22 protein-coding genes and 1 tRNA gene are annotated in these 20810 nt (G+C 69.8%); 18 read left to right on the top strand and 5 right to left on the bottom strand.

The genetic code is table 11. The features are described 5' to 3' along the window. The first annotated feature begins 91 nt into the window (after nt 1–91). Both msrP and ACW7GZ_RS12365 read left to right on the top strand, forming a co-directional pair. A complete protein-coding gene (gene msrP, locus ACW7GZ_RS12370; protein ID WP_457002508.1) occupies nt 92–1057 on the top strand; it encodes a protein-methionine-sulfoxide reductase catalytic subunit MsrP in 966 nt (321 codons plus the stop codon). Nucleotides 1058–1101: 44 nt separating this feature from the next. Beyond that, on the top strand, nt 1102–1743 hold the full coding sequence (locus tag ACW7GZ_RS12365; protein ID WP_457002892.1) for a protein-methionine-sulfoxide reductase heme-binding subunit MsrQ: 642 nt from the start codon (nt 1102–1104) through the stop codon (nt 1741–1743). On the opposite strand, the gene ACW7GZ_RS12360 is transcribed toward ACW7GZ_RS12365, so the two are convergent. Beyond that, nucleotides 1717–2496, bottom strand: a complete 780-nt coding sequence (locus ACW7GZ_RS12360) for an FHA domain-containing protein (RefSeq protein ID WP_457009454.1) — start codon at nt 2494–2496, stop codon at nt 1717–1719. The two genes, ACW7GZ_RS12365 and ACW7GZ_RS12360, sit on opposite strands and share 27 nt — an antisense overlap. 83 nt (nt 2497–2579) lie before the next feature. On the opposite strand from ACW7GZ_RS12360, the gene ACW7GZ_RS12355 reads away from it, so the two are divergent. The 11 genes from ACW7GZ_RS12355 to rnt all read left to right on the top strand — a co-directional run bounded on the left by ACW7GZ_RS12355 (nt 2580) and on the right by rnt (nt 11729). Then, nucleotides 2580–2855: a polyhydroxyalkanoic acid system family protein gene (locus ACW7GZ_RS12355; RefSeq protein WP_457002505.1), complete on the top strand. Its 276-nt coding sequence runs from the start codon at nt 2580–2582 to the stop codon at nt 2853–2855. A 72-nt stretch (nt 2856–2927) separates the two neighbouring features. Beyond that, a complete protein-coding gene (locus ACW7GZ_RS12350; protein ID WP_457009452.1) occupies nt 2928–3860 on the top strand; it encodes a restriction endonuclease in 933 nt (310 codons plus the stop codon). Nucleotides 3861–4166: 306 nt separating this feature from the next. Continuing rightward, nucleotides 4167–5222 carry a phosphate ABC transporter substrate-binding protein PstS gene (gene pstS / locus ACW7GZ_RS12345; RefSeq protein WP_457009450.1) on the top strand — a complete coding sequence of 352 codons (1056 nt, stop codon included), beginning with the start codon at nt 4167–4169 and terminating at the stop codon, nt 5220–5222. A 53-nt stretch (nt 5223–5275) separates the two neighbouring features. Further along, a complete protein-coding gene (gene pstC / locus ACW7GZ_RS12340) occupies nt 5276–6244 on the top strand; it encodes a phosphate ABC transporter permease subunit PstC (RefSeq protein WP_457002499.1) in 969 nt (322 codons plus the stop codon). Then, entirely contained in the window at nt 6244–7125 is an 882-nt protein-coding gene (gene pstA / locus ACW7GZ_RS12335; RefSeq protein WP_457002497.1) for a phosphate ABC transporter permease PstA, read from the top strand. Before pstC ends, pstA begins: the two co-directional genes overlap by 1 nt. 33 nt (nt 7126–7158) lie before the next feature. Continuing rightward, nucleotides 7159–7995 carry a phosphate ABC transporter ATP-binding protein PstB gene (pstB, locus tag ACW7GZ_RS12330; protein WP_457002496.1) on the top strand — a complete coding sequence of 279 codons (837 nt, stop codon included), beginning with the start codon at nt 7159–7161 and terminating at the stop codon, nt 7993–7995. Beyond that, nucleotides 7992–8696 carry a phosphate signaling complex protein PhoU gene (phoU, locus tag ACW7GZ_RS12325; RefSeq protein ID WP_457002494.1) on the top strand — a complete coding sequence of 235 codons (705 nt, stop codon included), beginning with the start codon at nt 7992–7994 and terminating at the stop codon, nt 8694–8696. Before pstB ends, phoU begins: the two co-directional genes overlap by 4 nt. Nucleotides 8697–8791: 95 nt before the next feature. Next, on the top strand, nt 8792–9256 hold the full coding sequence (locus ACW7GZ_RS12320; protein WP_457002493.1) for an HvfA family oxazolone/thioamide-modified RiPP metallophore: 465 nt from the start codon (nt 8792–8794) through the stop codon (nt 9254–9256). A gap of 3 nt (nt 9257–9259) precedes the next feature. Continuing rightward, on the top strand, nt 9260–10165 hold the full coding sequence (locus ACW7GZ_RS12315; protein ID WP_457009448.1) for an HvfB family MNIO-type RiPP peptide maturase: 906 nt from the start codon (nt 9260–9262) through the stop codon (nt 10163–10165). Continuing rightward, the gene (locus ACW7GZ_RS12310) at nt 10155–10997 is read left to right on the top strand and encodes an HvfC family RiPP maturation protein (RefSeq protein WP_457002489.1); all 843 of its coding nucleotides are present in this window, start codon (nt 10155–10157) and stop codon (nt 10995–10997) included. The genes ACW7GZ_RS12315 and ACW7GZ_RS12310 overlap by 11 nt, the downstream gene beginning before the upstream one ends. Nucleotides 10998–11102: 105 nt before the next feature. Further along, the gene (rnt, locus tag ACW7GZ_RS12305) at nt 11103–11729 is read left to right on the top strand and encodes a ribonuclease T (RefSeq protein ID WP_457002890.1); all 627 of its coding nucleotides are present in this window, start codon (nt 11103–11105) and stop codon (nt 11727–11729) included. Nucleotides 11730–11954: 225 nt separating this feature from the next. Here the strand turns inward: rnt and rlmB are convergent, their stop codons facing one another. Then, nucleotides 11955–12713 carry a 23S rRNA (guanosine(2251)-2'-O)-methyltransferase RlmB gene (rlmB, locus tag ACW7GZ_RS12300; RefSeq protein ID WP_457002487.1) on the bottom strand — a complete coding sequence of 253 codons (759 nt, stop codon included), beginning with the start codon at nt 12711–12713 and terminating at the stop codon, nt 11955–11957. Nucleotides 12714–12726: 13 nt separating this feature from the next. Beyond that, nucleotides 12727–15264: a ribonuclease R gene (rnr, locus tag ACW7GZ_RS12295; protein WP_457009446.1), complete on the bottom strand. Its 2538-nt coding sequence runs from the start codon at nt 15262–15264 to the stop codon at nt 12727–12729. Between the two features lie 120 nt (nt 15265–15384). On the opposite strand from rnr, the gene ACW7GZ_RS12290 reads away from it, so the two are divergent. Beyond that, a tRNA-Leu gene (locus ACW7GZ_RS12290) sits at nt 15385–15471 on the top strand. Nucleotides 15472–15474: 3 nt separating this feature from the next. Here the strand turns inward: ACW7GZ_RS12290 and ACW7GZ_RS12285 are convergent. Both ACW7GZ_RS12285 and ACW7GZ_RS12280 read right to left on the bottom strand, forming a co-directional pair. Next, on the bottom strand, nt 15475–16404 hold the full coding sequence (locus tag ACW7GZ_RS12285; protein ID WP_457002484.1) for an NAD(P)/FAD-dependent oxidoreductase: 930 nt from the start codon (nt 16402–16404) through the stop codon (nt 15475–15477). Nucleotides 16405–16466: 62 nt separating this feature from the next. Next, nucleotides 16467–16664: a hypothetical protein gene (locus ACW7GZ_RS12280; protein ID WP_457002482.1), complete on the bottom strand. Its 198-nt coding sequence runs from the start codon at nt 16662–16664 to the stop codon at nt 16467–16469. Between the two features lie 126 nt (nt 16665–16790). Between ACW7GZ_RS12280 and ACW7GZ_RS12275 the strand changes: the two genes are divergently transcribed. From ACW7GZ_RS12275 to parC, 4 genes are read left to right on the top strand one after another with little or no spacing between them, the layout of a single operon-like run. Continuing rightward, complete coding sequence (locus ACW7GZ_RS12275) at nt 16791–17906, top strand: DNA topoisomerase IB (protein ID WP_457009444.1); 1116 nt, start codon at nt 16791–16793, stop codon at nt 17904–17906. 34 nt (nt 17907–17940) lie between these two features. Further along, nucleotides 17941–18117: a hypothetical protein gene (locus tag ACW7GZ_RS12270; RefSeq protein ID WP_457002478.1), complete on the top strand. Its 177-nt coding sequence runs from the start codon at nt 17941–17943 to the stop codon at nt 18115–18117. Nucleotides 18118–18119: 2 nt separating this feature from the next. Next, nucleotides 18120–18491 (top strand): isochorismatase family protein, encoded by a 372-nt coding sequence (locus tag ACW7GZ_RS12265; protein ID WP_457009443.1) that lies wholly within the window; start codon nt 18120–18122, stop codon nt 18489–18491. Beyond that, entirely contained in the window at nt 18488–20731 is a 2244-nt protein-coding gene (gene parC, locus ACW7GZ_RS12260; protein ID WP_457009441.1) for a DNA topoisomerase IV subunit A, read from the top strand. The genes ACW7GZ_RS12265 and parC overlap by 4 nt, the downstream gene beginning before the upstream one ends. Nucleotides 20732–20810: the final 79 nt, after the last annotated feature.

Genomic DNA, 20810 nt, shown 5'->3' with positions numbered 1-20810 from the left:
TACGAATGGAAGATCAAGTATGCCGCAATGCAGCACCGCAGCATCACCGGACCGGCGTTAGGATGGGCCCTCCCCCGGCAAGGATGCGGACATGTCCCGCTTCCGGCATTTGCGACTTCCTGGCGAACCACTCACCGACGAGGCCGTCTACCGCGACCGGCGCCGCCTGCTGCAGATGCTTGCACTCTCGCCCGCCCTGCTCGCGGCCGGCTGCCGCGGCGCCGAGCCGCCGCCACCGGTCGACGTGCCGCGTGCCGCCGGCGCGCGCACCGGCTTCAACACCGACGAGCCACTGACCCGCTACGAAGACGCCACGGGCTACAACAACTTCTACGAGTTCGGCAGCGGCAAGGCCGACCCGTCGCGCGCGGCCAAGACGCTGGTGACCTCGCCGTGGTCGGTGGCGGTCTCTGGCGAATGCGCCCGCCCGGGCACGGTGCCGCTGGAGACCCTGCTCAAGGGCCTGGTGCCGGAAGAGCGCACCTACCGCATGCGCTGCGTCGAGGGCTGGTCGATGGTCATCCCCTGGCTCGGCGTGCCGCTGGGCGAAGTGCTCAAACGCTTCGAGCCGACCTCGGACGCGAAGTACGTCGCTTTCACCAGCCTCGCCGACCCGCGGCAGATGCCGGGCGTGCGCGCGCCGATCATCGACTGGCCCTACCGCGAGGGCCTGCGCATCGACGAGGCCATGCATCCGCTCGCGCTGCTGGCCACGGGCATGTACGGCAAGCCATTGCCGCAGCAGAACGGTGCACCGCTGCGCCTGGTGGTGCCATGGAAGTACGGCTTCAAGGGCATCAAGTCGATCGTCGCGATCAAGTTCACCCGCAAGGCTCCCGACACCGCATGGAACGATATGCAGCCGCGTGAGTACGGCTTCTTCGCCAACGTCAATCCGGCCGTCGACCACCCGCGCTGGAGCCAGGCGAGCGAACGCCGGATCGCCGGCGACGGCAACCGGCTGTTCGCCGACCGCATCGCCACGCGCCCCTTCAACGGCTACGCCGAGCAGGTCGCTTCGCTGTACCAGGGCATGGACCTGGCACGCTGGTATTGAACACGCCGACTGGAGCGCGGAATGCTCCGCGCAGCGGCCGTGGCCTGGTCGCGGCCAAGGCCGGCGTCCACGCGCTCGCGCTGACGCCGCTGGCGCTGCTCGGCTGGCAGGCCTGGCAGGTCGGCAGCGGCGCGAACATCGACGCACTCGGTGCCGATCCGGTGGCCGCGATCGAACACGAGCTCGGGCTGTGGGCGCTGCGCCTGCTGCTCGCCACACTGGCAGTGACGCCACTGCGCCAGCTCCTGCAGCAGCCGCTGCCGATGCGCTTCCGGCGCATGCTGGGGCTGTACGCCTTCGCCTACGCCAGCCTGCACTTCAGTGCTTACCTGGTGCTCGACCTGCGTGGCTGGTGGGCGCAGGTGCTGGTGGAAATCGTCAAGCGGCCCTACATCACGGTGGGCTTCGCGGCCTGGCTGCTGCTGGTGCCCCTTGCACTGACCTCGACCCGCGGTTGGATGCGGCGGCTGGGCAGGAACTGGGGACGGCTGCATCGCCTGGTCTACGTGATCGCGACGCTTGCGGTGCTGCATTTCTGGTGGGTGGTGAAATCCGATGTCCGCGAACCGCTGCTGTATGCGGCGATCCTCGCCACCTTGCTGGGATGGCGGTTTGCCTGGCGGCGCCGGCGCAGCGCGTCGCCGTCGCGGGCCCGGGCTTCAGCCGGTACCGAACAGCAGCAGTAGCGCCAGCAGTCCCGCCAGCACCACGGCCGTGACCAGCAACCATGGCAAATGCATGGCCCCGCCGCGCTCGCCCGCCACCGGCGCCTCGGCGGGAGCCAGCTCGGCCCTGGAATCCCCTCGCGCACCGGACGGCGCCTCGAGCACGAAGCGATGGTGGGCGTCGAACACCACCTGGTCGCCCGGGCGCAGCATCGCGTCGCGCACCGGCTCACCGTTGACCTGGCTGCCCTCGGCCGAACCAAGGTCGCGCAGCACCACTTCGCCCCGCAGCATCTCCAGGCGGGCATGGCGCTCGGAAAACGCGGCTTCGTCGATGCGGATGTCAGCCTCGGGTGCCCGTCCGACCAGGCGCGGGCGCTCAAGCGTGAAGCTGCGCCCGTGGTAATGGCCGCCGACCCCGCGCAGCACGATGCGCACGTCGCCAGCCTCGCCGGTGCTGTCGCCGAAACCGCCGTCCGGCTGCCGCGGCGGCTGCGGTGCGACCAGGCGCATGCCGATGCCGTCCACGAACACCGCGTCGCCCACGCGCAGCATCGCCATGCGCTGCACCGGGCGGCCGTTGACGTGCACGCCGCGCGTGCCTTCGGGGACGGTGAGCCAGACGCCGCGGCGGTCGACGCAGAAGTTCACGATGGCGGCGTCCGGCACCGGGCCGAGCGTGGCATCGCCACCGGCTCGCCCGATGCCGTGCACGCCGACGGTCAACGGGTAGTCGTCGCCGGTGGGATCGAAGCGCAGCCTGAGAGTGTCCATGCGCGGTGGAATCTATCACGCGCCACGCTTGGATCGAGCCGCCGTCGCATCCAGAATGTCGGCCCACGCACACGGAGTACGTCATGGCCGACATCGACATCCACCACCCGCACCAGCTGTCCATGGCGAGCGCGCGCGACGCCGTGCAGCAGGTCGCCGACAAGCTCGTCGAGCGCTTCGGGGTGGACTGCCGGTGGCAGGGCGACGTGCTCGGCTTCAGCCGCGCGGGCGTGGACGGCGCCATCGCGCTGCATCCGGGCGAAGTCCGGGTCACCGCGCAGCTCGGCTTCCTGTTCGCGGCGATGCAGGGCCCGATCGAGTCGGAAATCCGCCGCGTGCTCGGCAAGCACTTCGGCTGAGCGCGGCACGCCGGCCGCCAACCAGGCGCGGGTGCGTCTATCCTTGGCGTTCCAGGGACAGGGGCGGAACACATGTTGAAATGGGCGCTTGCAATCGTCGTCGTGCTTGCGATCGGCGCGGCCGCCACCTGGCTGGCGCATGGCCCGCTGCGCCGCCGTGACGAAACCGCCGCCGGGATCACCGCGCTCTCGGCGATGTCATGGCGCGAATTCATCCGCATCGTGCTCGAAGCCCTGTCGCGCCGCGGATACCACCGCCTGGTGGACCGCGAAGCTCCGTCCGGCGAGAGTGACCACACCCTGGTCCGCAACGGCGAGCACTGGCTGCTGTCGACCAAGCACGGCAGCGCATTCGTGCTCGGGCGCGCCGCCGTCAACGAGCTGACCGCGGCCATGGGCCTGGCCGGTGCCGTGGGCGGACTGCTGGTCACGCAGGGGCGTATCGACGACGACGCCCGCCGGACTGCGCATGGCCAGGCGGTCGAGCTGATGGACGGCGCGACCCTGTGGCCCGAACTCCGGCCGCTGGTGCCGGCGCCGACACTTGCTCCGATCGAAAAGGCATCCGCCAAGCGCGCGCGCGAGCGCAGCCTGGCAGGCTGGCTGCTGGCCCTGATCGCAGGCGTGGCGGTCTTCAGCCTGCTACCCGCGCCAGGGCTACCCGCTAGCGTCGCGACTCCCGGCGCAGTCGTCCCTGCGGATGCACCCGCCGATCCGGCGGCCGCGGAAGGGGCCACCCCGACGGCCGAGCCGGATGCCGCTGCGCTCCAGGCGGAGCGCCGGCAGCTGGCCACCACCATCGCGACGCTGCCCGGAATATCCAGGGCCTTCTGGACCAGCAGCTCCACGCTCGAAGTCTTCGTCTCCGGCAACGAAGACGACCCTTTCGTGGCCATCTGCCCGCTGGTGGAGCGTTATCCGGCGCTGGCCTCGTCGCGGATCCAGCTCACGCCGCCACACGACAGCGGCCGCGCCGTCCGCTTCCGGCAGTGCCGCAGCTACTGAGGCCGTCTCCCGGCCCGGCTGTCACCGGACCGTCACCGCTTCGACATCATCGGGTCACCGCCCGGCGCTGGAATGGTGCCCAGGCCGCGTCCTGGTCGCGTCGCCACTGCGCGATGTAGCCGGCCGCCGAGCCCCTCCTCCTCTCCAGATACTTGCGCTGCTTGCCGGGCCCGATGGGCCCGGCTTTTTTTTCTGCGCCCGACGATGGCGTTCAGGTTGCGGGGCAGCCGTCATGAAGCTGTCACAAAAACATCATCCAATGTGCGTACGCCGAACACGGCGCCTGCCCACAACGGAATCCCCGCCATGACTCCTTCCAAGCTGCGTCTCGCCTCCATTGCGCTCGCCACGGCCCTGCTCGCCGCCGCCTGCCAGCCGTCCGGCAGCGAACCCGCGGCCGTCGGCAACGGCGGCGCCAACCAGGTGTCGGGTGCCGGCGCCTCATTCATCTACCCACTGGTGTCGAAGTGGTCCGCCGACTACAACGCCGCCACCGGCAAGCAGGTCAACTACCAGTCCATCGGCTCCGGCGGCGGCATCGCCCAGGTCAAGCAGGGCACCGTCGACTTCGGCTCCAGCGACAAGCCACTGTCCACCGAAGAGCTGGTCGAGGCCGACCTGGTCCAGTTCCCCTCGGCGATCGGCGGCGTGGTGCCCGTGGTCAACGTCGACGGCCTCGCGCCGGGCGAGCTGAAGCTCACCGGCCCGCTGCTTGCCGACATCTTCCTGGGCAAGGTCGCGAACTGGAACGCCGCGGAAATCGCCGCGGTCAACCCGGGCCTGGCCCTGCCGGACGCGAAGATCAGCATCGTCCACCGCTCCGACGGCTCGGGCACCAGCTTCAACTTCACCAACTACCTGTCCAAGGTCAGCCCCGAGTGGCAGCAGCAGGTCGGCGAAGGCACCTCGGTCGCCTGGCCGCTGGGCGTCGGCGGCAAGGGCAATGAAGGCGTGGCTTCGTACGTGCAGCAGATCAAGGGCGCGATCGGCTATGTCGAGCTTGCCTACGCGCTGCAGAACACCATGCCCTACGCATCGATGCAGAACGCGGCCGGCAACTTCGTCGAGCCCAGCGCGGAAAGCTTCGCCGCCGCGGCGCGCACCGCCGACTGGGCTTCGGCCAGTGACTTCAACCTGGTGATCACCGATGCCCCGGGCGCGGACGCGTGGCCGATCACCGCCACCAACTTCATGCTGATGCCCAGGCAGCCGGCGGATCCTGCGCGCAGCCAGGCGGCGCGTGACTTCTTCAAGTGGGCCTTCGAATCCGGCCAGGTGCAGGCCAGCGAGCTCCACTACGTGCCCCTGCCGGAGGAACTCGTGGCACAGGTCGAGGCGTACTGGGCCGCCGAGTTCAACTGAGGCCTCCGCGCCCGCCGCAGCCGCGGCGGGCACCCCACAGCTCCGGGACGCCGATGAACGCTTCCACCCTGCCCGCCAACACCTCCGGCCAACGCGACCTGCGCGACGCGCGCGCAGACCGCTGGTTCCGCTACGCCCTCGTCGGCACCGTGGTCTTCGTGCTGCTGGCGCTGGCCAGCGCCGCGCTGTCGATGCTCTGGGGCGGCCGCGAGGCCCTGCAGTCGCAGGGCCTGTCGTTCTTCCTCTCGGCGGAGTGGAACCCGGTCGAGAACCGCTACGGTGCGCTGGCGCCGATCTACGGCACCGTGGTCACGGCCATCATCGCGATGCTGCTCGCGGTGCCGATCAGCTTCGGCATCGCGGTGTTCCTGACCGAGGTCGCGCCGCGCTGGCTGCGCGGGCCGGTGAGCGCGGCGATCGAACTGCTGGCCGGCATCCCGTCGATCATCTACGGCATGTGGGGCCTGTTCGTGCTGGTGCCGGTGATGACCACGCACGTCACGCCCTGGCTCAACGAGCACCTGGGCAACGTGCCGGGCCTGGGCATGCTGTTCCGCGGCCCGCCGCTGGGCATCGGCATCCTCACCGCCGGCCTGGTGCTGGCGATCATGGTGGTGCCCTTCATCACCTCGGTGATGCGCGAGGTGTTCCTGACCGTGCCCACGCGGCTCAAGGAGTCGGCGTACGCGCTCGGCTCCACGCGCTGGGAAGTGTGCTGGGACATTGTCCTTCCCTATACGCGCTCCGCGGTGATCGGCGGCATCTTCCTCGGCCTGGGCCGTGCGCTGGGCGAAACCATGGCCGTCGCCTTCGTGGTCGGCAACAGCGTGCGCCTGACGCCGTCGCTGCTCGAGCCCGGCACCACCATCGCCGCGCTGATCGCCAACGACTTCGGCGAGGCAACCGACACCTACCGTTCCGCGCTGCTGCTGCTGGGCTTCGTACTGTTCATCGTCACCTTCGTGGTGCTGTCGCTGGCGCGGCTGATGCTGGCGCGGCTGGCACGCAAGGAGGGCAACTGATGGCCGCCGCAAGCCCCGTCGCGCGCGGCGCGCGGCAGCTGTACATCCGCCGCCGCATCATCAACGCGGTCACGCTTTCGCTGTCGTGCGTGGCGGCGGTGATCGGCCTGGTGTTCCTGGCCTGGATCCTGTGGACCCTGGTGTCCAAGGGCATCAGCGGCATCAACGTCAGCCTGTTCACCCGCGACACCCCGCCGCCGATGGCCGAGGGCGGCCTGCGCAACGCGCTGTTCGGCTCGGCGGTGATGTGCGGGCTGGCGATCCTGATCGGCGCGCCGCTCGGCGTGGCCGCAGGCACCTGGCTTGCCGAGTACGGCGCCAACAGCCGCACAGCCACGGTCGTGCGCTTCGTCAACGACATCCTGCTGTCGGCGCCCTCGATCGTGCTCGGCCTGTTCGTCTACACCCTGCTAGTGATGTACGGCGGCGGCGGCTTCTCGGCGCTGGCGGGTTCGGTGGCGCTGGCCTTCATCGTGCTGCCGGTGGTCCTGCGCACCACCGACGAGATGCTGCGGCTGGTGCCGACGCAGATGCGCGAGGCTGCGCTGTCGCTTGGCGTGCCGCAGTGGAAGGTGACCGTGCAGGTGCTGTACCGCAGCGCGTCGGCTGGCATCGTCACCGGCATCCTGCTGGCCCTGGCCCGGATCAGCGGCGAGACCGCGCCTCTGCTGTTCACCGCCTTCGGCAACCTGTACTGGAACAGCAACATCATGCAGCCGATGGCCAGCGTGCCGGTGGTGATGTACCAGTTCGCCGGCAGCCCCTACGAAAGCTGGCAGGACCTGGCCTGGGCCGGCGCGCTGGTGCTCACCGCCTTCGTGCTCCTGATCAGCCTCGGCGCGCGCGCGGTGCTGGCGCGGAACCGCATCACCAATGATTGATTCCATGACTTCGACCTTTTCCGGATCCTGCCGATGAATGCCAACCACGCCCCCGCCGAGCACGGACGCGCCACGCTGTCCACCACGACCCCGCGTCGTGCCGCTGCACCGCCGGCGCCGGTCAAGCTGTCGGTCCGCGACCTCGATTTCCACTACGGCAAGTTCCACGCGATCAAGGGCGTGGCGATGGACGTCCCGGAGAAGCGCGTGACCGCGCTGATCGGACCGTCGGGCTGCGGCAAGTCGACGCTCCTGCGCGTGTTCAACCGCATCTACGCGCTGTACCCGGGCCAGGTGGCCACCGGCAGCATCCTGCTCGACGGCGAGGACATCCTGTCGCCGAAGTATGCGATGAACCGCCTGCGCTCGAAGGTCGGCATGGTGTTCCAGAAGCCGGTGCCGTTCCCGATGACCATCTACGAGAACATCGCCTACGCGATCCGCCACCACGAGAAGGTATCGAAGGCGGACATGGACGATCGCGTGGAATCCGCGCTGCGCCAGGGTGCGCTCTGGGACGAGGTCAAGGACAAGCTCGGGCAGAGTGCGCTCGGCCTGTCCGGCGGCCAGCAGCAGCGCTTGTGCATCGCCCGTGCCGTCGCCCTGCGCCCGGAGGTGCTGCTGCTCGACGAGCCGACCTCGGCGCTGGACCCGATCTCGACCAGCCGCATCGAGCAGCTGATCGAGGAGCTGAAGCTCGACTACACCATCGTCATCGTGACCCACAACATGCAGCAGGCCGCGCGGGTCTCGGACTACACGGCCTTCATGTACCTTGGTGACCTGGTCGAACACGACAGCACCGAGACCATTTTCTCCAATCCCTCGAAGCGCCAGACCGAGGACTACATCACCGGACGATTCGGATGAACAACCAGCCCCACGACCATATCGTTCGCAGCCACGACGAAGAGCGCGAGCGCCTGATCGGCGAGATCCTGCGCATGGGCGAGCTGTCAGTGGCGCAGCTCGAGGCCGCGCTCGACGTGGTCGAGCGCCGCGACGACCGCGCGGCCGGCCATATCGTCGCCAACGACGAAACCATCGACGACATCGAGCGCGTGGTCAGCCAGGACGTCATGAAGCTCTCGCTGCGCGGCCCGCTGGCGCGCGACCTGCGCGAAGTGCTGGCGGCCCTGCGCATCGTCTCCGACATCGAACGCATCGGCGACTACGCGGCCAACATCGCCAAGCGCTCGATCGCGCTCAACCAGGCGCCGGCGCTGCCGGTCGCCGGTGGGCTGGCCCACCTCGGCGCGCTGGCCGTGCGCCAGGTGCGCAGGGTGCTCGAGGCCTACCGCACCCACGATCCCGAGGCGGCGCAGGTGGTCCGCGACACCGACGCCGCGCTCGACGCCGAATACACCCGCCTGTTCCGCGAACTCCTGACCTACATGATGGAAGACGCGCGCGCGATCACCGGCTGCACCCACCTGCTGTTCATGGCCAAGAACCTCGAGCGCATCGGCGACCACGCCACCAATATCGCCGAGAACATCTGGTTCGTGGCCTATGGCGACGACAACCTGCCGCCGCGCGAAAAGGCCGACGACACCAACACCCAGGCCTGAATCCGGCACCCGCACCGCTGCTGCACTGCACCGTGCGCGCTGCGGCATACTTGGCGCTCCTGCGGCCTCCCGCCGCGGAACAGGAGAACGCCAGCATGTCGAAGTCCCCTGCAAAGCCCGTCGCCCTTGCGGTAGCCGCCACGCTTGGCGGCCTCGCGCTTTCCGGCGCCGCATTCGCGATGACCCCGCTCGCCAGCGGCTACATGGTATCCGGCACCGCAGCCAGCCAGGACGCGGCCGCCACTGAAGCCGCCACCGATGCCAAGACCGATGCCAAGGCCGGCGAAGGCCGTTGCGGCATGTCCCACGCCGACAGCGACGGCGACGGCCGCATCTCCGCCGAGGAGTTCGCCGCCAGCCATCCCGAAAAGGACGCGTCCTATTTCAGCGCGATGGACGGCAACGGCGACGGCTTCGTCGACAAGGCCGAGCACGACGCCCACCACGCAGCGAAGAAGGCCGGGTCCGACGCGGACGCCGATACCGACAAGGCCGCGCAGGAGGGCAAGTGCGGCGAAGGCAAGTGCGGCGGCTCCGGCGCCTGCGGCGGCGTGGCCTGAGCCATGGCTGATCCGGATGCGCGGCCACCCGCCGCGCACCCGCCGGCCATGGACGTCCCGCTGCACCCGCGCGCCGTCGGCCTCGGCCTGCGCCGCGCCCTGCTGCCCGAGCTGCGCGCCGCGCCGCCGGGCAGCTTCGATTTCCTCGAAGCCGCGCCCGAGAACTGGATCGGCGTCGGCGGCGCGCCGGGCGAGGCCTTCGCCGAGCTCGCTTCGCGCCATCCGCTCGCATGCCACGGCCTGTCGCTGTCGCTCGGCGGCCCCGCGCCGCTGGACGAGCCCTTCCTGCACCAGCTGCGCCATTTCCTGGATGCGCATCGTGCGCCGCTCTACAGCGAGCACCTCAGCGCCTGCGGCGACAGCCTTGGCCAGCTCTACGATCTGCTGCCCCTGCCCTTCAGCGACGAAGCGGTGCGGCACGTGGCCGCGCGCATCCGCCGTGCCCAGGACATCCTCGGCCGGCGCATCGCGGTGGAGAACATCTCGTACTACGCAAGCATTCCCCTGGATGCCGGAACACGGCCACTGACCGAGCTCGAGTTCGTCAACGCCGTGCTTGCCGAAGCCGACTGCGATCTGCTGCTGGATGTGAACAACATCGTGGTCAACGCCACCAACCATGGCTACGACGCGTTCGCCTTCCTGCGCGGACTGCCGGGCGAGCGGATCGCCTGTGTCCACGTCGCCGGCCATCGCGATGAGGCGCCCGGGCTCAAGATCGATACGCATGGCGCGGCGGTGGCCGACCCGGTCTGGGCGCTGCTGTCTGAGGCCTATGCCCTGTTCGGTCCGCGGCCCACGCTGCTCGAGCGCGACTTCGACTTCCCGCCGTTCGACGAGCTGCTGGGCGAGCTCGACATCGTGCGTGGGCGCCTTGCCGCTCTACCGGCGGTCCGTCGTGTGGCCTGACCACAGCGCTCCCGGCGGGGCGGGCACCGCCGCCGCAGCGGTGACGGGCCCGGGCGGCCTCGCCGCCAACGACGCGCTGCGCGCGCAGCAGGACGCCTTCACCGCCCACATCCGCGATCCCGACCGTCATCCAGCGCCGCCCGGCATCGACGCGCGCAGGATGCAGGTCTATCGCGACCTGTTCTTCAACAACGTCTCGCGACTGCTGGCGGGCAATTTCCCGGTGATCCGCCGCATCCGCGGTGACGCCTGGCCCGCCCTGGTCCGCGACTTCTACCGCGACCACGGCTGTCGCACCCCGCTGTTCCCCGAGCTGCCGCGGGAATTCCTGCGCTACCTTGAAACCGGCGGCGGGCGCGAGCCCTGGCTGCCGGAGCTGGCGCACTACGAATGGATCGAGCTGGCCCTGCAGATCAGCGAGGCACGCGTGGACGGGATCGCCCATGACCGGCTTGATGCACCCGGAACCGACGTCGCGGCCGCGCTGCTGGCCGGGCGCCCCCTGCTTTCACCGCTCGCGTGGCCGCTGGCCTACGCCTGGCCGGTGCACCGCATCGGGCCCGACATGCTGCCGGTCGAACCGCCGCCCGAGCCGACCCTGCTGCTGCTCCATCGCGGCGCCGACGGCCGCGTGCGTTTCCACGCGCCCAGCCCGCTGGCCTGGCGGCTGCTGCAGCGCCTGGACGAGGCACCCGGGCTGGACGGCCGCGCCCAGCTGGAGGCGCTGGCGGCAGAAGCCGGCAGCCCCGCGGACGCCGCCTTCATCGACCAGGGCTGCGCGATGCTCGTGCGCTGGCATGGCGAGGGCATCGTCGCCGGCGTGCGCAGCTGAACCCGCCACCGGGCCGGCTGCCCGCACTCGGATAGACTAGCGCCGGTGACCACCCTGCCCACGCCACCGCCCCAGCCCTCCGCGGCCGCCCCCGCCATCGCCCCCATGTCGACGCGCTTCCGGGGCTACCTGCCCGTGGTGGTCGACGTCGAGACCGGCGGCTTCGACTGGAACCGCCACGCGCTGCTCGAGATCGCGGTGATGCCGATCGACCTCGACGACCAGGGCCGCTACGTCCTGGGCGAAGGCGCCAGCGCGCACGTCGTCCCGGCACCGGGCACCGACATCGATCCGAAGTCGCTGCAGATCACCGGCATCGACCTCGACCATCCGTTCCGCTTCGCCAAGCAGGAGCGCGACGCGCTGGACCACGTCTTCGCCGCGGTGCGCACCGCGGTGCGCAAGCACGGCTGCCAGCGCGCGATCCTGGTCGGTCACAACGCCCACTTCGACCTCAACTTCGTCAACGCCGCGGTGGCGCGCAGCGAGCACAAGCGCAATCCCTTCCACCCCTTCAGCGTGTTCGACACCGTGACCATGGCCGGCCTGGCCTACGGGCAGACGGTGCTAGCGCGCGCGGTGCAGGCCGCGGGCATGGAATGGAACAGCGACGAAGCGCACTCGGCCGTCTACGACACCGAACGCACCGCGCAGCTGTTCTGCACGATCGCCAACGGCTGGGGCCGCCATGCCACCCCGCCCGCCAATCAGCCCCCGCCCGACGCCATGTAGGAGCAGCTATGGCTGCGAAAAGCCTTGCCACGGATTTACGCGGATAGAGCAAGAGCTTTTTCAGCCACGGATTTGCGCGGATTACGCGGATTTAGCCAAGGCAGATTGTTGCCGGGAGCCTTTCTGCATCAGAAAGCCGGCCAAGGCGTGGAGCGGATGCTGGCCTCAGCCAATCCGCGTAAATCCGTGGCAAAAAGCTCTTCGACACGAACCGAGCAGCGCCGGTCAGAGCCGCTGACGCACGGCCTCGAACAGGCACACGCCCGCGGCCACGGACACGTTCAGGCTGTCGACGCCGGCATCGGTCGCGCCCGGCATCGGCAGCGCGACCAGCTCGTCGCAGTGTTCGCGGGTGAGCCGACGCAGTCCCTCTCCCTCGCCGCCCAGCACCAGGGCGACGTTGCCGCGCAGGTCGATGCCGTAGAGCGACGCGCCCGCGTCACCGGCCAGGCCGTAGATCCACACGCCCTGCTTCTGCAGCTCGCGCAGGGTTCGGGACAGGTTGGTCACGCGCACCACCGCGATGCTGTCGGCGGCGCCTGCGGACGTCTTGCGCACGGTGGCGTTGACCTGCACCGCCTTGTCCCTGGGGATGACCACCGCGGTGACGCCCGCGGCTGCGGCGCTGCGCAGGCAGGCGCCGAGGTTGTGCGGATCCTGCACCCCGTCGAGCACCAGCAGCAAGGCGCGGCCTTCGGCGGCCTCGACCAGCCCTGGCAGGTCGTCCTCGTCGAAGGTCTTCGCCGCGGCGTAGCGCGCGACCGCACCCTGGTGGCGCAGGCCGCCGGCGACCCCGTCCAGCGCATTCTGCGCGACGCGACGCACTTCGATACCCCGGCGACGGGCCTCTTCTTCGATCGTGCCGATACGCGGATTTTTCGCGCCGGCCTCGAGGAGGACTTCACGCACATTGTCGGCATCGTGTTCCACGGCCGATGCGACGGCGTTGATGCCGACGATCCACTGGTTCTGCTTGTTGCCCATCGGGCTTTCGTCCTCAGTACTTTTTCTTGGTCCGCTTCGCCGGCTGCCCGCGCGGGGCGGGTGGCACCGGACCGCCCTGCTGGACGCCCTCCTCCACCAGGCGGAAGTCGATCTTCAACTCTTCCACGCTCGCCTTGAGCACGACGATGCGCACCGCGTCGCCAAGCCGGTACTCGCGCTCGGAGCGCTGGCCGGTCAGCGTCTTGCGGATCGGGTCGAAGTTGTAGAAGTCATTCGGCAGCTGGGTCACGTGTACCAGGCCGTTGACCTTGGATTCGGTCAGCTCCACGAACAGGCCGAAGCTGGTGACCCCGCTGACCACGCCGTCGAATTCCCGGCCTACGTGCTCTTCCATCCACGCCGCGCGATAGCGTTCGTCGACCTCGCGCTGGGCCTCGTCGGCGCGGCGCGAGCGCTCCGAGCACTGCAGCGAGAGCGTCGCCATTTCGTGCGCCGTGTACCTGTACTGCGCGGCACTGCCGCCAACGAGCGAATGCTTGATCGCACGGTGCACCAGCAGGTCGGCGTAGCGGCGGATGGGCGACGTGAAGTGCGCGTAGGCCTCCAGCGCCAGGCCGAAGTGGCCGATGTTGTCCGGCGAATACACCGCCAGCGACTGGCTGCGCAGCAGCACCGATTCCAGCAGCGCGGCGTCGGGACGCTCACGCACTGTTTCCAGCAGCTTGCGGTAGTCCTTCGGATGCACCTTCTGCCAGGTCGGCAGGCGCAGCTGGAACTCCTTCAGGAACTCCAGCAGGTCGGCGTACTTTCCTTCCGGCGGGCGGTCGTGGTCGCGGAACGGCGCCGGGATGCCGGACGCGAGCAGCGCGTGCGCGGCCGCCACGTTCGCCGCGATCATGCACTCCTCGATCAGCTTGTGGGCGTCGTTGCGCTGGATCATGCCGGCCTGGGTGACTTCGCCCTGCGGCCCGAGCACGAAGCGCACCTCGGAGGTCTCGAAGTCGATCGCGCCGCGCTGCTTGCGGGCCTTCTCGAACACCTTGTACAGCTGGTGCAGATGCCTGACCTGCTCCATCTGTGGGCCGATGAAGGCCTGCGCAGCGTCGCGGTCGGCATCCGGGATGCCGTCGCCGACGGCGTTCCAGACCTGGTTGTAGGTCAGGCGCGCGTGCGAATGCATCACCGCTTCGTGGAAGGAATACGAGACCATGTTGCCGCGGCGGTCGACCTGCATGTCGCAGGCGAAGCAGAGGCGGTCTTCGCGCGGCTTCAGCGAGCAGATGCCATTGGACAGGGTCTCCGGCAGCATCGGCACCACGAAGCCGGGGAAGTACACCGAGGTCGCGCGCTTCTGCGCCTCGTCGTCGAGCGGCTCCCCGGGGCGCACGTAATGCGAAACGTCGGCGATCGCGACGATCACGCGGAATCCGTCGCGGTTGGGTTCGCAGTACACCGCGTCGTCGAAGTCCTTGGCGTCCTCGCCATCGATGGTGACCAGCGCCAGCTTGCGCAGGTCCAGGCGACCGTTGGCTTGGGCGGCGTCGACGTCGACCGGCACCTCGGCCGCGGCGTCGAGCACCTCGGGCGGGAATTCGTGCGGGATGTCATGCCCGTGGATCGCGGCTTCGACCGCGATCGACGCGGTCAACTTGTCGCCCAGGATCGCCAGCACGCGCCCGATCGGCGGCCGGTGGTTGTCCGGCGGCGCGACGATTTCGCAGACCACAAGTTGGCCGTCGCGCGCGTCCAATCGTGCGTCGGCGGGAATCTGGATGTTGCGCTGGATACGGCGGTCGTCGGGCACCACGAAGCTGATCCCGGACTCGAGCGCGTAGCGCCCGATGAGCCGGCTGACGCGGCGCTCCAGCACCTCCACGATCACGCCTTCGCGGCGGCCGCGGCGGTCGACGCCGGTGACGCTGCCGAGCACGCGATCGCCGTGCATCACCTTGCGCATCTCGAAGGGCGGCAGGAACAGGTCGTCGCCCACCCCGCTTTCCGGGCGCAGGAAGCCGAAGCCCTCCGGGTTGGCGATCACCGTGCCCGGGACAAGGTCGGCCCGCGCCGCGGGCACGAAGCCGCGGCGGCGGTTCTTCAGCACCTGGCCGTCGCGCAGCATCGCCGCCAGGCGCTTGTCCAGCGCTTCCGCGCGCTCCGGCTCGGTCAGGCCCAGGGCCACTTGGAGGGCCTCGGCGTCCATCGGGCCGTCGGCATCGGACAGCACTTGCAGGATCGCTTCGCGGCTGGCAATGGGGTTCTCGTAGCGTCCCGCCTCGCGCGCCGCCTGCGGGTCGTCAAAGCCGCCGCGCTTGCGGCTGCCTTCCTTCGCGCGCTCCGGCGCCGGCGTCGGAGCCGCAGGTGCGACCGGCGCCTCCGGGCCACGCGGCTTCATCGCGCGCAGCAGGCCCGGATCGGGCATCCAGCCCGGCTGTGCCGCCGGCTTTTTCTTGGCGGCGCGCGCTGGCGCCGAGCCCTTCCCGGGCGGGGTGGCGGCGGCTTTCGCGCCTTTGGACGGCGCGCCCCCGCCAGTCGTCGCCTTGGAAGGCGTCCTGTCGCGGCCGCTGCCGCCCTTGTCTGCAATATTTGTCATCGGGCAATTGTACGCGGGCGCCGTGGACGTCCCGTGCCCATGGTTTTGCATCCGTGTGCATCGATTCGCATGTCGACCGTTGACAGGATCGTCGCCGCGCTGCACCATACGCGCCCACCTGCCCAGGTGGCGGAATTGGTAGACGCACTAGCTTCAGGTGCTAGCGGGGGCAACTCCGTGGAGGTTCGAGTCCTCTTCTGGGCACCATCATTAGGTTGATGACAGGAAACCCCGCGAAAGCGGGGTTTTTTGTTTTTCGCGACGCACGAACGGCAGTGCGTTGTGCGCGTGGGTGGCCGCGATCGCCGCGTGCCCCACGGCCACCGAGATCTGGTTGAGGCCGCTGACGACGTCACCGATCGCGTACAGGCCCGCCAGCCTCGTCTGCTGGTCGGCATCCACGATGATCCCGCCCTCCGCCGTCAGCACGGCACCGGCCGCGGCGGCGATGCCCGCGCTGGTATCGGAACCCAGATACGCATAGACGGTGTCCAGCGTGATCGGCGCGCCCTCCGGCGGGACGTAGCTGCATTTTTCGCCATCGAAGGCCAGGCGCCCGCCGCCCGGGAGCCACTCGGCGCCGGCCTCGCGCGATTTGCGTCCGGCGTCGCCGCCATCGCCGCCGTCGGTTGGCAGCACGCGGACCGAGTCCGAATACCCCAGCAGGAACAGCGCGTGGCTGCCAACCGCGTCGGCCGGACCATGGACCCCGATCACCAGGTCGCTGGCCTCGTAGGCATCGCAGACCGAACACAGGCGCAGCGCGCCGGAAGCGATCGCTGCTGCCACCCAAGAGCCGTCGGGCAGACGGTCGGTCACGCCGGTGGCGAGAATCACCTTGCGCGCACGCCAGCGGCGCCGGTCGGCGGTGACCTGGAAGCCGGCATCCAGCGGCGCGATGCCGTCCACCATGGCCTGTTCGGTCAGCAGGCCGACTTCGCCCGCCTGTTCACGCATGCGCCGCAGCAGCTCGTTCCCTGACACTCCATGCGGGAAGCCCGGACAGTTGTTGCTCTCCGGGATCCAGCGCGCACGGCTCTCGCCGGCATCCAGCACCAGGCAGGAGCGGTGGAAGCGGTGCAGGTAGGTGGCCGCGGTCAGCCCCGCGGGCCCACCACCCACCACGATCACGTCGATCACGCCTGCTTTCCGGCGTTCATGCCAGGCGCAGTCCGTACGTTCCCTGCCGCACGCAGCGGCACTCAATCATCGCCAGCGCCGCCCGATGGCTCGGGTGGCGCGTCGCGCTGGGTGCCGCCTTCATGGCGGGGCATGCGGCCCTTGTCACCGGTGGGCGACCAGGCGTTGCGATCGCCGCTTCCGTGCGCGTAGGAGCGCTCCTCCCGCTCGGGCTTGCCGGTGTCGTGGCGCTTGTCCTCGGGGGTGCTGTCGCGGGTCATGTCGGCCTCCGTCGTTCTGCAGGATGGGTTGGCAGACGGTGCGCGCCGACGCGGGAAGGAGGCGTGAGGCCGCACGGCCCCGGGCAGGTTCATCGCCCAATCACCGGCTGACCGTAGTTTTCACGCATGGCCACGACACGCACCACGGACCCCGCCGACATGCAGCCACTGTCCGCAGCAGCGGACGCAGCCGAAGCCGCGGAAGCCGGGCTGCGCCATGTCAGCGACTGCGCACCCGGCATCCGCCGCTTGCGCTGCGGGCGCGGCTTCCGCTACCTCGATCCGGATGGACGCGCGATCAGGGACGCCGCGACCCTCGACCGCATCCGCGCGCTGGCGATCCCGCCCGCCTACCAGGATGTCTGGATCTGCGCTTCCCCGCGCGGGCACCTCCAGGCCACCGGGCGCGACGCTCGCGGCAGGAAGCAGTACCGCTACCACGCCCACTGGCGAAGCTTCCGCGATACCGGCAAGTTCGAGCGGTTGCCCGACTTCGCCAAGGCGCTGCCGCGCTTGCGGCGATCACTGCGCAGCGACCTGGCGCTGCCAGGATTCCCGCGCGAAAAAGTGCTGGCGGTCGTGGTGCGGATTCTTTCCGAAACACTGCTGCGCGTAGGCAACGCCGGCTACGCGCGCGACAACGGGTCCTTTGGCCTCACCACGTTGCGCAGCCGCCACGCCCGCTTCCAGCGGGGTGCGCTGCGGCTGCAGTTCAAGGGCAAGGGCGGCAAACAACTCGAGGTCGAGCTGGACGACCGGCGGCTTGCGCGCATGGTGCGCACCCTGCACCAGCTGCCGGGCCAGCACCTGTTCCAGTACAGCGGCGACGACGGCGGTTCGCAGCCGGTGGACTCCAGCATGGTCAACGCCTATCTGCGCGAAAAAATGGGCGCACCGTTCACCGCCAAGGATTTCCGCACCTGGGGCGCGACCCTGGCCGCGTTCCGGCTGCTCGCGGCCACGCCCCCGCCCGACGACGCCAGCGAAGCCGCCCTGGCGCGGCTGCAGCAGCAGGTGGTGGTCGAGGTCGCGCAGACGCTGGGCAACACGCCGGCGGTCTGCCGCAGCTCCTATATCGACCCCTGCGTATTCGACGGCTGGCAGGACGGCAGCCTGGCGCGCGCCGCATTGCGTGCACGCGGGGCGCGCCAGTGGGAAACCGCCGCGCTGCGATTCCTGGCCCGAGCCCACCGGGCGCAGGCCCGGCAACCAGTCACGCGGAAACAACGTCGCCAAGGCTAAAGAAGCGGCTATCACCCATCACCACGAGGCAACCATGAGCCGCGACCGCAAAGACCTGCCCCAGGACCATGACCGGCACGAACCCGAGACGCCGCAGGACCGCGCGCGCCGCAAGGACAGGGAGAGCGAAAACCAGGACGAGGCGTTGGAAGAAACCTTCCCCGCCAGCGACCCGACCTCGCCCTTCGTGCCGGCCAAAGCCCGCGACTGAGGATGGCCACGCCGGTACCGCCCGCCCTCCTGGTCGTGGACATGGTCGGGCTGTTCGACTTCCCGGAAGCGGACGTCATCGCCCCCGCCGCGCTGCGCGCCGCCCGCAACATCCATAAGCTGCGCGAACGCTTCAACGACCGCGGCTGGCCGGTGGTGTTCGCCAATGACAACTTCGCCCGCTGGCAGTCCGATTTCCGCGAGCTGGTGGCGATGGCCTCGGCCACGCCCGGCCCCGCGGGCCGGATCGCTGCCCTGCTGCAGCCGCTGCCCGAGGACCATCACGCAGGACGCACTGAGCACTGCCGCCGGGCGGGAGCATCGCGCCGTCCTTGTAGAATTGCGGGTCCCCGATCGCCACAGCAGTCCAGATGAACGACCCGGTCCGCCCCGTCTTCCACGGTTTCGAACAGATCCCCTTGCGCGAGTACGCCGAGCGCGCCTACCTCGACTATTCGATGTACGTGGTGCTCGACCGCGCCCTGCCCTTCATCGGCGACGGGCTGAAGCCGGTGCAGCGGCGGATCGTCTACGCGATGAGCGAGCTCGGGCTCAGCGCGACCTCGAAGCCGAAGAAGTCCGCGCGCACGGTCGGCGACGTGATCGGCAAGTTCCACCCGCACGGCGACAGCGCCTGCTACGAAGCCCTGGTGCTGATGGCCCAGCCCTTCAGCTATCGCTATCCGCTGATCGAGGGCCAGGGCAACTTCGGCTCCACCGACGACCCGAAGTCGTTCGCGGCGATGCGCTACACGGAATCAAAGCTCACTCCGATCGCGGAAGCCCTGCTTGGCGAGCTCGCGCACGGCACCGTCGACTGGGTGCCGAACTTCGACGGCACGCTGGACGAGCCGAGCTGGCTGCCGGCCCGGCTGCCGAACCTGCTGCTGAACGGCACCACCGGCATCGCCGTGGGCATGGCCACCGACGTGCCGCCGCACAACTTGAACGAGGTGGTCAGCGCCTGCGTGCGCCTGCTTGACGACCCCGAGGCCACCGTCGCCGATCTCTGCGAGCACGTGCGCGGCCCGGACTATCCCACCGCCGCCGAGATCATCACCCCCGCCGCCGACCTGCGCGCGATGTACGAGACCGGCCACGGCAGCGTCCGCGCCCGCGCCACCTTCATGAAGGAAGGCCAGAACATCGTGATCACCGCGCTGCCCTACCAGGTCAGCCCGGGCAAGGTGATCGAGCAGATCGCAGCGCAGATGCGCGCCAAGAAGCTGCCCTGGCTTGAGGACATCCGCGACGAGTCCGACCACGCCAACCCGGTGCGCGTGGTGCTGATCCCGCGCTCCAACCGGATCGACGTGGACCAGCTGATGGGCCACCTGTTCGTGACCACGGACCTCGAGAAGAGCTACCGGGTCAACCTCAACATCATCGGCCTGGACGGTCGGCCGCAGGTCAAGGACCTGCGCATGCTGCTGCTGGAGTGGCTGTCGTTCCGCAGCGACACGGTCACCCGCCGCCTGCAGCACCGCCTGGACAAGGTCGAGCGCCGCCTGCACCTGCTGGAGGGCCTGCTGGTGGCCTTCCTCAACCTCGACGAGGTGATCCGCATCATCCGCACCGAGGACGAACCGCGCGCAGTGCTGCAGGCGCGCTTCGAGCTCAGCGACGACCAGGTCGACTACATCCTCGAGACCCGCCTGCGGCAGTTGGCGCGCCTCGAGGAAATGAAGATCCGCGGCGAGCAGGACGAGCTCGACGCCGAGCGCGACCGGCTGATGGCGACCCTGGGCAGCAAGTCGAAGCTGCGCAAGCTGGTCAAGGACGAGCTGCTGGCCGACGCGAAGAAGTTCGGCGATGAGCGCCGTTCGCCGCTGGTCGCGCGTGGCGCGGCGCAGGCCCTGGCCGAGACCGACCTGGTGGCCAGCGAGCCGGTGACGGTGGTGCTCAGCCAGAAGGGCTGGGTGCGCGCCGCCAAGGGCCATGACGTGGACGCGTCCACGATGTCGTACCGCGAAGGCGACGCGCTGCTGGCCGCGCTGCGCGGGCGCAGCACGCAGCAGGTCGCATTCCTGGATTCCACCGGCCGCGCCTATTCCACCCTGGCCCACGGCCTTCCGTCGGCACGCGGCAACGGCGAGCCACTCACCGGGCGCTTCTCGCCCGCGGCCGGCGCCACGTTCGTGGCCATGGCCACCGGCGACGCCGGCGCCCGCCTGGCGCTTGCCTCCTCGGCCGGCTACGGCTTCGTCACCCGCTTCGAGAACCTGGTGGGCCGGCAGAAGGCGGGCAAGGCCATGCTCAGCGTGCCCGAGGGCGCGCACGTGCTGCCGCCGTCGCCGGTCGCCGGCATCGAGACCGACCGCATCGTGGCGGTCACCAGCGCCGGGCACCTGCTGGCGTTCCCGGTCTCGGAGCTGCCCGAGCTCGAACGCGGCAAGGGCAACAAGATCATCGAGATCCCCAAGGCCAAGCGCGGCACCGAGCGCGTGGTGGCGATCGCCGCGGTGCCGCAGGGCGGCACGCTTTCGGTCAGGTCCGGCGCGCGCACGATGTCGCTGTCGTACCGCGACCTGGAGACCTATCTGGGCGCCCGCGGCAGCCGCGGCGGGCTGCTGCCCCGCGGCTGGCAGAAGGTCGACGGGCTGGCGGTCGACTGATAGACCCGGCGGCTCCAGCGGCGCGCACAGCGCACCGCCACTGGCCTGCGGCGGCCACGTTGGCGGCGGCATGGACCGC

This window comes from Luteimonas sp. A537 (assembly GCF_054052065.1).
This window is presented reverse-complemented; position numbering and strand designations above follow the sequence as displayed.

Coding starts and splice junctions, on each gene's coding strand:
- parC (WP_457009441.1), top strand. CDS start 18,488: ATGAACGACCCGGTCCGCCCCGTCTTCCACGGTTTCGAACAGATCCCC.
- ACW7GZ_RS12265 (WP_457009443.1), top strand. CDS start 18,120: ATGGCCACGCCGGTACCGCCCGCCCTCCTGGTCGTGGACATGGTCGGG.
- pstS (WP_457009450.1), top strand. CDS start 4,167: ATGACTCCTTCCAAGCTGCGTCTCGCCTCCATTGCGCTCGCCACGGCC.
- ACW7GZ_RS12280 (WP_457002482.1), bottom strand. CDS start 16,664: ATGACCCGCGACAGCACCCCCGAGGACAAGCGCCACGACACCGGCAAG.
- ACW7GZ_RS12350 (WP_457009452.1), top strand. CDS start 2,928: ATGTTGAAATGGGCGCTTGCAATCGTCGTCGTGCTTGCGATCGGCGCG.
- ACW7GZ_RS12355 (WP_457002505.1), top strand. CDS start 2,580: ATGGCCGACATCGACATCCACCACCCGCACCAGCTGTCCATGGCGAGC.
- ACW7GZ_RS12315 (WP_457009448.1), top strand. CDS start 9,260: ATGGCTGATCCGGATGCGCGGCCACCCGCCGCGCACCCGCCGGCCATG.
- ACW7GZ_RS12320 (WP_457002493.1), top strand. CDS start 8,792: ATGTCGAAGTCCCCTGCAAAGCCCGTCGCCCTTGCGGTAGCCGCCACG.
- ACW7GZ_RS12270 (WP_457002478.1), top strand. CDS start 17,941: ATGAGCCGCGACCGCAAAGACCTGCCCCAGGACCATGACCGGCACGAA.
- phoU (WP_457002494.1), top strand. CDS start 7,992: ATGAACAACCAGCCCCACGACCATATCGTTCGCAGCCACGACGAAGAG.
- rnr (WP_457009446.1), bottom strand. CDS start 15,264: ATGACAAATATTGCAGACAAGGGCGGCAGCGGCCGCGACAGGACGCCT.
- pstA (WP_457002497.1), top strand. CDS start 6,244: ATGGCCGCCGCAAGCCCCGTCGCGCGCGGCGCGCGGCAGCTGTACATC.
- pstB (WP_457002496.1), top strand. CDS start 7,159: ATGAATGCCAACCACGCCCCCGCCGAGCACGGACGCGCCACGCTGTCC.
- ACW7GZ_RS12275 (WP_457009444.1), top strand. CDS start 16,791: ATGGCCACGACACGCACCACGGACCCCGCCGACATGCAGCCACTGTCC.
- msrP (WP_457002508.1), top strand. CDS start 92: ATGTCCCGCTTCCGGCATTTGCGACTTCCTGGCGAACCACTCACCGAC.
- pstC (WP_457002499.1), top strand. CDS start 5,276: ATGAACGCTTCCACCCTGCCCGCCAACACCTCCGGCCAACGCGACCTG.
- rnt (WP_457002890.1), top strand. CDS start 11,103: ATGTCGACGCGCTTCCGGGGCTACCTGCCCGTGGTGGTCGACGTCGAG.
- rlmB (WP_457002487.1), bottom strand. CDS start 12,713: ATGGGCAACAAGCAGAACCAGTGGATCGTCGGCATCAACGCCGTCGCA.
- ACW7GZ_RS12360 (WP_457009454.1), bottom strand. CDS start 2,496: ATGGACACTCTCAGGCTGCGCTTCGATCCCACCGGCGACGACTACCCG.